Genomic DNA, 13152 nt, shown 5'->3' with positions numbered 1-13152 from the left:
GCCCCGGATCCGAAGATCCGGGGCCTTTTCCGTTGAGCCGATGACGGGAATCGAACCCGCGCTGTCTGCTTGGGAAGCAGAAGTTCTACCATTGAACTACATCGGCGTGCTTTTGACGCGCTCGCGACTCTATCAGACCTGGCGGCGGGGGATACAAGTCTTCGGGTGTCGGTGCAGGTCGTTGGGGGGCCGGGGTGGTTGGGGTGGGTGGCTGCCTACACTGGGCGCGTGCTGCTCTCCGATCGTGACATCAGGGCCGAGATCGCCGCGGGGCGGCTCGGCGTGGAACCGATGCTCGAGTCGATGGTTCAGCCGTCGAGTATCGATGTGCGGCTCGACGGGCTGTTCCGGGTGTTCGACAACAGTCGCTACACCCATATCGATCCGGCGCAGCAGCAGGACGAGCTGACCAGTCTGGTCGAGCCGAAGCCGGGGGAGCCGTTCGTGCTGCATCCGGGGGAGTTCGTGCTCGGGTCCACGCTCGAGGTGTGCTCGCTGCCCGATGATCTGGCGGGGCGGCTGGAGGGCAAGTCGAGTCTGGGGCGGCTGGGGCTGCTCACCCATTCGACGGCGGGGTTCATCGATCCGGGGTTCAGCGGGCACATCACGCTGGAACTGTCGAATGTGGCGAACCTGCCGATCACGCTGTGGCCGGGGATGAAGATCGGGCAGCTGTGCCTGATCCGGCTGTCCAGTCCGGCCGAGCACCCCTACGGCAGTGCCGCGGCCGGATCGAAGTACCAGGGTCAGCGCGGGCCGACGCCGTCGCGGTCGTACCTGAACTTCCCGCTCTCGCCCGACTCCCTCAACGCGGTCGAGACCCGCTGAGGCACGACCGACAGGGCGATGTGCAGCACCAGCGACAGCGGCGGCAGCACATCGTGGCCCGCGGGCGGGCGCACCCAGTGACAGCCCTCGCGGCTCCACCGGCCCAGGCTGGTCGGCAGCATGACGGCGCTGCCGATGGCGGGGATGTCGATGTCGAGGCCCGACAGTTCGGTGGCCACGTCGTCGGGCGGCCTGGCATCGGGGACGGCGAGCAGACTCCAGCGGATCTGGCGCGCCAGCACCGGACCCTCCCCGCGTCGCTCCCGTAGGACCGCCAGCACCTTCTCGGCCCGCGTGGTCGGCAGATGCACCACACAGATCCGGTCGGTGATCGGCAGCATCACGAAGCCACCGCGCTCGCGGACGGGTAGCCCGAATTCGCGCTGGTAGCAAGACACCCAGTCATCGACAGTCCTGGCTTCCACCCCTCAAGCATCGCGCGCGCGGGGGCGCGTGACCACTGCCCCGCACCGCCCTTTCACTGCCTCTGACAATCGATTCGACGAACATGTGGCGTGTCTCACTGTCGCGCTCGTACTCTGGAGTTCGGAGTTGTTCGTCGCGAAAGGTGACGCCGTGGTCGGGGAGTGGACGGGCAGAGAGGCCAGAGCCCTTCGCGATGCCAAACGAATGAGCATCCGGGAGTTCGCGGCTCATCTCGGCGTGCACGAACGGCTGGTGTCGAAATGGGAGGCCGGTGGGGCGCGGGTGCGCCCGCGGCCGGTGAATCAAGCAGCACTCGACACATCGCTGGCTCGCTCCGACGATGTTGTCCGCGCACGTTTCTCGACCTTGCTCGCACCCGCAGGCGATGCCGATCTGCTCGCATTCGTCGACGCGGGAATCAAAGGCACTGTGCCCGAGGTGATGTCGGAGAGGGAGTTGATCATGGCGGCTGCGCACGAGGCCAGCGAACACGCGGCCGCCGCGGAGAGCACCAATGTCGGCGCGACGACGCTGGCCCAGCTCGACGCCGACGTCCGGCGCATCGCCAACGAATACGTGCACGCCGCACCGGCGCCGATGATGGTCGAGATGCTGCGGGTCCGCAGGCGGGTGTACCGGCTGCTCGACGGGCAGCAGAAACCGGTCGACACCAGCCACCTGTACTTACTGGCGGGCACCCTGTCGGGCCTGCTGGCCAACGCCAGCACCGACCTCGGCTACCTCGACGCCGCAGGTGAACAGATCAGGGCCGCATGGGCGTACGCCGAACTGAGCGGGCACAACGGTTTACGCGCGTGGACGCGCGGCATGCACGCGCTGATCGAGAACTGGTCGGACCGCCCGCGCAACGCCGTCCAATTGGCGCGCAGCGGACAGGAATTCACCACCCCCGGCCTGGCCAGGGTGCGGCTGCTCAACATCGAGGCCAGGGTGTGGGCGCGGCTGGGCAACGACGCCGAGACCGATCGCTGCCTGCGCGCCGCCGAAGCAGCCGCGGGCGACCGGCGCGAAGAACTGCACGACGAGATCGGTGGTGTGTTCGGCTTCCCGGAGCCGAAGGCCGCCTACTACGCGGGCGCCACCTGCATCCAGCTCGGCCGGGCCGAACAGGCGCTGACCGCCACCGAACGCGCCATCGTCCTCTACACGAGCGGCCCCGCCCCGCAGCGCTCCTACGGAGCCGAATCGCTGGCACGCGTCGACAACGCCGCCGCGCATCTCATCAACGGCAGCATCGACGGCGCGGCCAATGCCCTGCGCCCGGTCCTCGGCCTCCCCGAGGACCGCCGCATCGCCCAGCTCGGCGAACGCCTGGCCGGCCTGCGCCGCCGCATCGCCGCCCCCGGCTACCGCAACGCCGTCGAAGCCCGCGGTCTCGACGAACAAATCGAGGAGTTCTGCATCGCCACCGCCGCTCTCGGGGCCCGCCCCTACCCTGCCGCCTGACCAGGGGGAGCGGGGATAAATGGGTTTGCGCCGGATGGCACCATGGATCGGGTGAGCCCGAATCAATCGCCGCATGTGCCGCCGCGCGTTCTCGAGCAGTCGACGAAACTGCAGAACGTGGTCTACGAGATCCGTGGGCCGGTACACGCGCAGGCAGCACGCCTGGAGGCCGAGGGCCATCGCATCCTCAAGCTCAACATCGGCAACCCGGCGCCGTTCGGCTTCGAGGCCCCCGATGTGATCATGCGCGACATCATCGCGGCGCTGCCGTACGCGCAGGGGTACTCCGAGTCCAAGGGCATCCTGTCGGCGCGGCGCGCGATCGTCACCCGCTACGAGCTGGTTCCCGGCTTCCCCGAGCTCGACGTGGACGACGTCTACCTCGGCAACGGGGTCTCCGAGCTGATCACCGTCACCATGCAGGCGCTGCTCGACAACGGCGACGAGGTGCTGATCCCGGCGCCGGACTACCCGCTGTGGACCGCCATGACCAGCCTGGCCGGCGGTACTCCCGTGCACTACCTGTGCGACGAGGAGAACGGCTGGCAGCCCGATATCGCCGACATCGAATCGAAGATCACCGACAAGACCAAGGCCCTGCTGGTGATCAACCCGAACAACCCGACGGGTGCGGTGTACTCGGCGGAGGTGCTGCAGCAGATCGTGGATCTGGCGCGCAAGCATCGCCTGCTGCTGCTGGCCGACGAGATCTACGACAAGATCCTCTACGACGACGCCAAGCACATCTCGCTGGCCTCGCTCGCCCCCGACCTGCTGTGCCTGACCTTCAACGGCCTGTCGAAGGCGTACCGGGTGGCCGGGTACCGCTCGGGCTGGCTCGCGATCACCGGGCCCAAGGAGCACGCGGCCGGGTTCCTCGAGGGCATCGACCTGCTCGCGTCCTCGCGGCTGTGTCCGAACGTTCCGGCGCAGCACGCCATTCAGGTGGCCCTGGGCGGTCATCAGAGCATCGAGGATCTGATCCTGCCCGGTGGACGCCTGCTCGAGCAGCGCGATGTGGCGTTCGAGCGGCTGAACATGATCCCGGGTGTGTCGTGTGTGAAGCCGCGTGGCGCGCTGTACGCGTTCCCGCGCCTCGACCCCAACGTGCACGAGATCCACGATGACGCCAAACTGATCCTGGATCTGCTGCTGCAGGAGAAGATCCTGATGGTGCAGGGCACCGGGTTCAACTGGCCCGCGACCGATCATCTGCGGATCGTGACGCTGCCGTGGGCGCGGGATCTGGCGGTGGCGATCGAGCGGTTCGGCAACTTCCTGGCCAGTTACCGACAGTGAGTCCTCACTTGTCAGGGCGTTGACCTGTGAGTTCTGTGGGGGCTCCGCAAGCTGGTCATCTTGATAGATTGACCAAAACAGACCTCGAGTTCGGAATATTGCAGGTTTTGAAGATCTACTAGTGCAAAAGTCCAACTTTTGTGTACAGTAGTCCTCGGCACTTAGGTGCCCGGCCCGGTTGTCTACCCCCCCTGGACAACCGAGAGCCTCAGGTACGCGCGCCTACCCCCCTGGGCGCCTGCCTGCGGGCGGCGGAGACATCCCCCTGCTCTCCGCCGCCCCCACTAACCCGCCTCCCCGCGTCTTTTGGCCAGACCTAGACGCGGGGAGGTTTTGTGTTGGCGGCCGGGGGTTGGTTGGTGGGTTCTGTTAGCCCGTTCCCGGTGAGTTACCGGTGTGCTCGCTTGATGTCCGGCCCCTGGTCATGGCGTCGACGGTACCGGCTCATCTGTGTCCGGTTGCCATCTAATTGTCAAAAATATGTCTGACGTGCGCGCTTCTCTATCGGTCGTCTACGCCGCTCAAGTCGGCAAGGCAACCGTGACGACGGGCCCACAGCCCCGCAGACGAATCCGACCGGCAGACGCGCGAGTTATGAGGGTAATCACACCTGGGCAGGACAGCGGGTGGGGGTGACACGGTCACGGTGTCACCCCCACGACCTATCTCCGTCCGCAGCAGCCATAGACTCGGCGCCGTATCACCTGACCAGCCCGGTGAGGAGCTGGTCACTGATCAGCATGATCACACCAACGTGCCCCTGATGGCACTCGCGGCAGTTGGACAGGCTTGGTGTTGGACTTCGCTGAGGGTTGATCTCGAAACCTGCCTCGGATCTGGCTCACACGGTGCGAGGTAGAACTCGCTGCAGCCAGCCAGGATCGGCTCCGACGCTGCGCAGTTCCGGGACCAGCTGATTCAGATCGTCATCCGAGTCGTAGCTAAAGCGAAGTTGCAGAGTGTTCTTGTCGGTAGCGATGCCCTCCGGTGCCAGTTCAATCCAGCACGAGTCTGAGGGCTGGCCTCCTTCGGTGCAGTGGCACCGGCGTTTTCGGACCGTCAGCGGCAGTCCCCACGTTGAATCGGTCAAAGCGGCGATGAAGCTGTCGTGGTAGGAACCGGTCGCCCGAGCTGAGGTAAGTTCCATTTTCAGCATTGGACCAGACGTCCACCCCGAGAACATGTAGGAGGTGGTACCGAAATGTAGAAGACCGATGCGTCGCAACAGACCCGAACAAAGCCAGTCAAGATGACCCTGGACTCTGGCCCTGGTGTCCATGCAATGCTGCTCAGCTTCTGTCAGCGCACCGTCGTTCCAGGTCAGCCGTTGAAGCGCAACATCGTATCCTTCGTTGACAGCCTCCAGGGCACGCCGCCACGACACACCAGAAGCTGCGCGAAACACCACCCTTGCCGATGTCCCGGACAACGTCACCTCAAGATCGGTTCCTCCAAGGCTATGTATCCGCAATCCGGGAATACCCGTGAGGAACCCACCCTCTGAGTCGGCGACCGGTGCCAGACACTCAAGCACCGTCTCTGCGGCGTCCCATGGCTCACTGAGTCCGACGACCGATCTGTCGAGGAAGACCATCAAGGTGCCCTCCGCCGTGGGTCTAACCCGTGAGATCGCGAATGGATGTGCCGCCCACATCGGGCCAAACGAAAGGGCTGTGAACAGCCACGATTCCAAGCGGGCCTGAGCGCCGTGCACGGCTGGCACGGGCGCGTCGCGATCGATACTCAGTCCGCGCTTCGCGTACTGCATGGACTCACCGGTGTAAGTGCGGTATGTCCCGAGCTCAGCGAACTTGGTCAACGAGCAGGATCGAATCCCCGTTGGGTCACTTGAATGCCCCAAGGGCTGGAGTTCGTCGTCGTAAAGCGTGCTACGTCGGAGGCAAAGGCTCACACTGCCAAAGACGGTGTCGCGCAACGTATAGCGGTAGACACCCGCTGAGCAATCATCGCAGTAGCAGTCGTGATCGACCATCTCGAAGGGCAGCCCAAACCGCTTGTCGAGGAGCTTTTCGATCACTTGACCGTGAGTCAGATGACCAGCCCATTCGACTTGGATGAGCGAATCGTGTTCGTGGATGTCTCGCCAGAGGTCAACGAATTTCATGACCGGAGTTCCCCGAAAGACTTGAGGACGCCGCAGCAGCCCGCTCATCATCCGGTCGGAAAAATCCGAGGATTCCGTTCGTGAATTCTGAATCTCTGCAAGCTCCTCGACTTCAACACGGTGTAGCCGATCATCATGACACAGGACGCTTCGGTGGAACGACTCCGGATCGTCGACGATCCGGGATTCGAGTGCCTCACGCCATGTCAAAGCATCGACACCGCGCAACATCACGGCAGCTCTAGAGCCGAACTGAGTGAGGCGCGCTCCGGCACTGGTAAATTTGACCCTCAGCCCTGGAATGCCTACAACAATCGAATTGCTATCGATACGCGGGATAACTCGGATCAGGAAAGACCCGAGCGCCGCTCCGACGGACAGTTGCAACCCCTTTCTCCTAGGAGAAGCGGCTGCTATCCCGAAGGGTTGACTCACTTCTTTGACGACGTCTTGCGATGTAGATCCATACCCAACGGCCCACAGGATCGCGGCCTCCAGCCGGGCTTGATCAAGCGAGGCGGTGGGTATGGCGACTTCGGCGCTACGAGATGCTAAGGACCGAATATCGGCCAGCGCCTGACAGTACTTCTCGCCAGTGTATCCGTCGATACGGGTTTGCGTGAGATGCCTCAGAATACCTGTCACAACTACTCCCTCGGCACGTACCCGGACTCGTGCTCAGGATCGGCCGACAGGTCGCACTCGACGCTAGAAGGTATGCAGGAAGGCGAAAGCCGTTTTCGCCGTTTGTGCCCCATGTCCGGGATGAGGCTGGCGTGGCACCTGTGCGCCAGTTGCACAGTCTGCGGCACGACACCGTCTTCGTCAATAACCGACACGCCTCACCCACGCCCGTGTCACCAGCCACGTGCCCCCAAGCACCACATGGCGCTTCGACCCGATCGGCAATACGCTCAGGGGGTATTCCACCCGATGGTCGCTATCCCGAAATCAATTCAGGAATCAACTGCCAAAATTTTTCAGTAGCTCAAATCAGATACCACCTCATATTTGGAATTAACCAAAATCCCAATCCTGTTCCTTTGACACCCGGGTGAGCGAAAGAGGCCGATGCTGCCGCTGCGCGGTATGCATTGCCAACATGACCGTCTCATACGGATAGCAAGTCGGATTCCTGAGGACTTCTTCGTTATTGACCGAACGAACAGTCCGAAGTACCGAGTACAATATCGTGTCATGACGAGGCGTGCCGTAGCGCCTGACATGCCGAACGGCTGCACCCCAATCCCTCGCTGCGCTAACATTGCGCCAGTCCGGAAGCATCATCGCTGTTTCCGCGCACTTCAAAGTCTCCACAAAGGATTTCATCGGTTCGCTCTCGTGCGTGGGCTGAATCGCGAGTTTCGACAGTGTCGCCCCGAATCCGAGGGAGACCAGGACAGACGAACGCGCGGAGAGCGGCGTTAGATCTATTACATCAACACGCTTCCGATCCGAACGTATCTCACACGCCGATGATGCGGATTCAAGCGTTCGGCGGAGGGCAAAGAACTCATCGTCTGAAAGATCTTCCAAAATGTAATTCAATTCATCAGCCAAAGCATAAAGAATGGCCGGAGGAGACCACATCGCCACAAGTGCAGCCCAGAACATTCTATCAATCCGGCTGCCGCACTTCTGTCGCTGATCGAACCACCATTTCACGCCGCTGCGTCTCATTCGCGCATTTCGCGCGCGGGAATACAGCGTTGCATCAGGCTCGAACATGGACACATCGCGAGCCTCTACGGGCCGTTTTGTTCGCATCCCTGCAGCAATGACAGCGAGCGACATTGGCGCCCAAATATCCCCGAAACTCGAACGGGTACTCTCAATGATGATATTGAAGATCTCAACAAGTCTCGCCTCCGTGAGGGACTCCCTGTCGCCCAGCTTGTTTCGAGTTGCTTGAGACACCCGTTCCAGGCACTCGATCACCACCGGCTGCATATCGGCATACCCAGCAGGTACTGCGCGGCGGCCCGTGCCATAAAGTCGAAGCCATTCAATCGAATGCAAGGGCATGTAACTGAAAAGTCCCGCGAAAACCCCCAATGGCGAGACGTCGATCGGGTTGCTAACAGTTCCGTTCAAGATGCCTCGGATATAAAAGTCACCCAAACCGTTGCTCGCCGACAGTTTCGCCGGATCATGAGCTGACAGTTCGCTGACCCGCTTCAACAGCTCGGAAGTTTCCGGATCATCACCTGTAATGAGACTTGCGAGCACTGTGTCGGAAACATTCTGAGCTGCTCCAGACCAAATCATTTGGACAAGATAGTTAGTTCGTTCAGTACCAGTGGCGTCACTCGCCAGCTTGATGAATTGTTCAGATAGAAATTCTCCGCCATTCATTCTGATAGCGATGCACATACTGTAGGGGCTAAGTTCTCCCGGCCACAATGGCAGCATCTCAAAGAGTTGATCTCGGAGCGTTTTTTGGCCGCATTCTTTGTCGAGCGCCATACGGCCTACTGTGCGCTCACCCCTCACAGCGAACAAAGTTTGCACGCCCCGTTCATCGAAGATTGCGCGTATAAGCTTGTCCTGAGCAAACTTCGTATTACTGAAGACCCAGTCCTGAAGCAGGGCCAAGCCGACATCCCTAGCATGGTATTCGATGCTGAAATCTTCAGTTCGGATCATCTCTTCCAAGCAGAGGACGAGTGTGCCCGTTTCGCCCCTTTCGCAACAACCCGCATAGAATCGGCAGACGTTCAACCAAAACGGATTTGCGGCGAGGGCTTCGAATCTCTGAGCCCGGTCGCCGCGGAGCCTGTCCGCACGGTAAGTCCCCACTGGGGCTGTGGAATACAAGTATTGTGCGCAAAAGAACTCGCGAAGCGGCTGGACCTCAAACTCATACAGGCCCTCGATTCTCTCGACCAGAACAAAAATCCGCTCAAGTCCACCCCCGAACAAGCGATCGGCAATTTCACCGGGTCGACCACTGGCTTCCAGATGCAGACGGGCCATTCTCTGCAGATCAGGCTCCGAGATACTTCCGGCCGAATTGGAGGACTCAGCTTGTGTTTGTAGCACCCAAGCCAATTCCTGGATAAAACTGAGAAGGACGTGTCGATTCTCCCTGACCATCACAGACTTGTCCGCTTCCCTAGTGAGGAAGAGATCGACGTAACGACTATAGAGATCCGTCCTTTGATCCGGAAGCGAATGCCCGATCTGATGAATTAGGCTCAACAGAATTGTGAGCTGCATCAGGTTCCGCGTCAGTTCTTGAATATGTGCAAGTTCTAGCTTCTCGCCGAGGATTTTCATCAAATCCGAACGCTCGCCTTGCTCCAGCCCTCGCGCGTCGGCCCACTTCTCCGCATAACTATTGATTCGATCGGCGTCGATGTCGAGCAGTGTCAGCGTCACAAAACCGTACCGCTTGAAACTTGGTGCTCGACCGAAGACAGACGGTCGACTCGTGACTACTATCTGCAAGTCGGGATCGAACTCCTGCCAGCGAGCAATAGCTTCTCCCACCGACGATACAAGGGCTTCACGGGCGGTGATATCCGCAACCTCATCCAGGCCATCGAGGAAAATTAGAATTGGCACTGACTTCATCAGCGTCAGTACATCATGGGGGTTAAATTCGATGCCCCCAGATGAGTATTGGATGAGCTCGCCCAGAAACACCTCTAGCGTGCGAATCCCAGTTCCTCCCTTCGCATTTGCGAAAGGTGAATTTCCATCGAGGAAAGCTGCATAGTCCCTTAGATCAACCTTTATCGGAAGCCTGAACGGAGACTGTCGGTACTGTTCAGGAACCCGTTCAACTGTGTGCGTCTTTCGCAGGAAGCTTGCGCGATGTACCTGACACACGTACTGCGCGAGGGTCGACTTCCCCTGCCCCGGAGCACCTTCAAGAATTAAGAGTTTATGATGTTGTTGAGAAGGTTCGCCGAGTATAAACTCCGCAGTTCCGAACCGGCGCGGTCGGCCAAATTCGTTATAATTGAACGCCCCACCGTCATGCTCGACTCCAGAGAAGAATGCGACCTCATCATCCGGCGCAATAAATTCTTCGAGCTCATGTTTCCCGGCACTGACCAGGCGCTTGGTTTGAGGATTGTCAAAGAAGTGCCGCGGCCAACCAACGGGAACGTCGATGAAAAGATCAAGTAGATCGTTGGAGAGGCTGACCTGCTTGAATTTGACTGTTCTGTCAGCTTCGAACTGATCTGCAATGAAAGCGCGGACTGCATCTTGTCGGCGCTCCTGTGCGTCCCCCAGCAATGATTTAAAGACGACCTCTATGCCATCCTCAAGCGATACTATCTCGGCGTACTTGAGCTTCAGTGTGGCCGGGGCGAGGTCGAGGCGTCGGTCGATCTCATCTCGCCAGAAACAGACGGCCGGAATTGGAAAATTGGCATCTAGCCAGGCTTGGACTTTATCGTAGCGCCCGCTTCCGTAGTGTGAAGTTCCTTTGGCATTTGTAGCGATTATATACTGTTCTGCGCCGTCGTTGGCCAACTGGATAACTTTGGGCATCTCGTCGGCCAGGGCTTCAAGCAGCCAGTCGGCGTTATCTTCTTTGTCATCGGCGCGTTTGAATTTGACTTGCAGAACAGTGCGGCTTTCCGGGTCCCAGCCATCACGGCCGCCATCCGGCTGGCCAACCGGATAACACTGAAGTTTGGGAAACTCTGAAACGAGTAGCGTTTGGCAGAGTTGTTGGAACCGCTCATGATTGCTGTTCTCGTAGAGGTAGCCCACCGACGCATTGTTCCCGCTCGCCTTAATCTGGTCAACTCTCCCATAGGAAACCATCCGGTCGGTACAAAATGGTTTGCCACGAATTGCTGGTGGGGAACATAGCGACACGCCTCAGCCAAGGTGCAGCTATGTGCTTTGCGGACCGCGATGTAGGGCCGCTGCTGAGCATTCGACCCATCTGATCGAAGGCCGATCGGGCGACGATGCACTGGGACGATTCGGCGGAGTGGGCGCCTCGCAAGCAGCCGCACCACTAGCTGGCCATCGCCGGTATCTACCGGTTGGTTGAATGTCGACGGGTCTGCGGTGGCCTCCGACACGGGTGGCACCGTCTACGCGGTGCCACCCTGACTGTTCATCCGGCCCCGCACACCATTAGCTGGTGCGGTGGCGTGCGATCTTGTTGAGCGCTGGGCCGATCTTCTGCCCGATGAGCGCAGTCACGTCTTCGTGTGGCTGGTGGCGACGCACATACGATTTCCGTAGGACCCGGGAGGTGTTGCCGAGTTGGTCGGCGACCTTGGTGACGTCAAGTCCGGCGGAGATGCCCTCGGTGCCGAGATGCTTACGCAAGCTGTGGGGCGATACCCCTTCGGGCAGATCGAGCGCGGATGCCACTCGTCGCCAGCGGCGGCCCATGCTCTTGAGGTTGCGTGTCCCGCCGTCGTCCAGGTCGAAGAACAAAAGATCTTCCGGCCAGTCGGCATCCGCCGGGCGCGGCGGCAACGCCAACCGCACCTTCTTAAACCGGCGTATCCGGGCGGCCATCATGTCGAGCACGGTTTGCGGCAGCTGGACCGGTTTGGCGATGAACTTGTCCTGGGACAGATCCTCGGCCCCATCGGCGGTGTAATCGATCCACACCTGGGCCGACCCGCCCCGGTTACGGACCGCGCCGCGCGGAGTCAGGGTGCCGGTGTCGAAGTCTATGTCGGATTCGCACACGGCCAGCGACTGTCCGAGTCGCCATCCGGTCGCCGCGACGAGCAGCACCCAGTCGGCGAGATCCTGGGTTTCGCAGTATTCGGCGACCGTGGGCACCCGACGCCTGCGTGCTGTCTTCCACTCACTGACCTCCAGGGTCGGGCACGGTGCAGTGGAGGTGTACACGCCGATTAGCAGGTGCTCGACGGTCGTGGAGTCGATGAACGCGGCACCGCCACGACGGCGGGAGAAGTTGGTCGGTTTCGGCAGCAGTGCCTCACGGACCGGGTTACCCGGTGGCAGTGCGCCGACGCGAATGCAGAACCGGAACATCCCCGACAGGATGTTCTCTTTCAAGATGCGGGGACCGCTGCCGCCACGTTCGCGGCCGACGTAGTCGAGCATGTCTTCGATGACGGCGGTGTTGGTCAGGCCGATCTCGCGGCGGCCGTATTTGGGGATCACGGTGTCACGCATGATCGGTTCGTAGTTGTTGATCGTCTCCTCGAGCCGTCCGCGTTTGCGGAGATCGTCCTTGTAGGCGGCCCACACCTCGGCCAGGGTCGAGCGCCGGGTGAGCTTGCTGGCCGTGGTGACCGAGGAGTCGATCCATTCCCCGGCCGCGTCGAGGTACGCGCGGCGGGCGCGTTCGCCGGTGCGGTCCGGTTTGGCCCGGCCCCGGCTGTCGGTCTCCGGTGGGGAGGAGCGGGTGATGCGGCGGTAGTTGCCGTTCCAGTCGCGGGGCCGCCCCGCAGCGGTCCATACCCCCGGTTGGCTCGGGTGCGGTTTCAGGTTCGGTTCGGGGACTGTGCCGGGGTCGATTTCCGGGCGGCCACGTCTAGGATTGACCATGCCTCTATTCCTCTGGAGGGGTGTAGTGGTGTGGCCTCCGTCGCCCGCTGCGTCAACAGTGGGACAAACCGGCGGGGGCCGACTTCGTTGTCAGGGGTGGAGCTGGGTCAGGCGGCGGCGGTGGTGCCACCGCGTCGGGTGCGTTCTTCCTCCTCGGTGATCCATTTCTCGACGTCGGTGCGCCGGTAGAAGACTCGGCGACCGAGGGCGAAAGAGGCAGGGCCATAGCCGATGTGCCGCCAATAACGCAGGGTGCCGACGGTGAATCCGTATTCGCCGTAGTCGCCGTGCTCGTCGGCCAGCTCGGTAGTGGTGAGTACCTCCCTACGCGGGGCATGTGGTGTCAGTTCGGGTGCGTGTGGGTCGATCGGGTCAGGGTTCGAGGTGTTGAGTTCTGCTGGTGTGTCGGCCATTTCGTCTCCTCCGCGCATTGATGCCGATGCGCCTGAATGCCGGTCTATGAACGCTCCGTGGACCGCCGGTCGTCAACCCGGTGTAGG

Annotated in this window: 8 protein-coding genes and 1 tRNA gene; 3 read left to right on the top strand and 6 right to left on the bottom strand. The window is 61.2% G+C overall.

All coding sequences use genetic code 11. The features are described 5' to 3' along the window. Window positions 1-35 precede the first annotated feature (35 nt). Window positions 36-106, bottom strand: a tRNA-Gly gene (locus ACFVVM_RS16900). A 122-nt stretch (window positions 107-228) separates the two neighbouring features. Between ACFVVM_RS16900 and dcd the strand changes: the two genes are divergently transcribed. After that, a complete protein-coding gene (gene dcd / locus ACFVVM_RS16895; RefSeq protein ID WP_387618562.1) occupies window positions 229-828 on the top strand; it encodes a dCTP deaminase in 600 nt (199 codons plus the stop codon). Here dcd and ACFVVM_RS16890 read toward each other — a convergent pair. Further along, on the bottom strand, window positions 747-1253 hold the full coding sequence (locus ACFVVM_RS16890) for a hypothetical protein (RefSeq protein WP_387618559.1): 507 nt from the start codon (window positions 1251-1253) through the stop codon (window positions 747-749). The two genes, dcd and ACFVVM_RS16890, sit on opposite strands and share 82 nt — an antisense overlap. 205 nt (window positions 1254-1458) lie before the next feature. On the opposite strand from ACFVVM_RS16890, the gene ACFVVM_RS16885 reads away from it, so the two are divergent. Next, window positions 1459-2721, top strand: coding sequence for a helix-turn-helix domain-containing protein (locus ACFVVM_RS16885; RefSeq protein WP_387618557.1), 1263 nt, complete (start codon window positions 1459-1461; stop codon window positions 2719-2721). Between the two features lie 42 nt (window positions 2722-2763). After that, complete coding sequence (locus tag ACFVVM_RS16880) at window positions 2764-4020, top strand: pyridoxal phosphate-dependent aminotransferase (RefSeq protein WP_387618554.1); 1257 nt, start codon at window positions 2764-2766, stop codon at window positions 4018-4020. Window positions 4021-4861: 841 nt separating this feature from the next. On the opposite strand, the gene ACFVVM_RS16875 is transcribed toward ACFVVM_RS16880, so the two are convergent. From ACFVVM_RS16875 to ACFVVM_RS16860, 4 genes are all read right to left on the bottom strand, one after another. After that, window positions 4862-6790: a hypothetical protein gene (locus ACFVVM_RS16875; RefSeq protein WP_387618551.1), complete on the bottom strand. Its 1929-nt coding sequence runs from the start codon at window positions 6788-6790 to the stop codon at window positions 4862-4864. Between the two features lie 372 nt (window positions 6791-7162). After that, window positions 7163-10876 (bottom strand): NACHT domain-containing protein, encoded by a 3714-nt coding sequence (locus tag ACFVVM_RS16870; RefSeq protein ID WP_387618548.1) that lies wholly within the window; start codon window positions 10874-10876, stop codon window positions 7163-7165. Between the two features lie 375 nt (window positions 10877-11251). Continuing rightward, entirely contained in the window at window positions 11252-12652 is a 1401-nt protein-coding gene (locus ACFVVM_RS16865) for a hypothetical protein (protein WP_387618545.1), read from the bottom strand. Window positions 12653-12759: 107 nt separating this feature from the next. Beyond that, window positions 12760-13065, bottom strand: a complete 306-nt coding sequence (locus tag ACFVVM_RS16860) for a helix-turn-helix transcriptional regulator (protein ID WP_387618542.1) — start codon at window positions 13063-13065, stop codon at window positions 12760-12762. Between the last annotated feature and the right edge of the window lie 87 nt (window positions 13066-13152).

This window comes from Nocardia sp. NPDC058176, from assembly GCF_042883805.1.
Classification (GTDB): domain Bacteria; phylum Actinomycetota; class Actinomycetes; order Mycobacteriales; family Mycobacteriaceae; genus Nocardia.
This window is presented reverse-complemented; position numbering and strand designations above follow the sequence as displayed.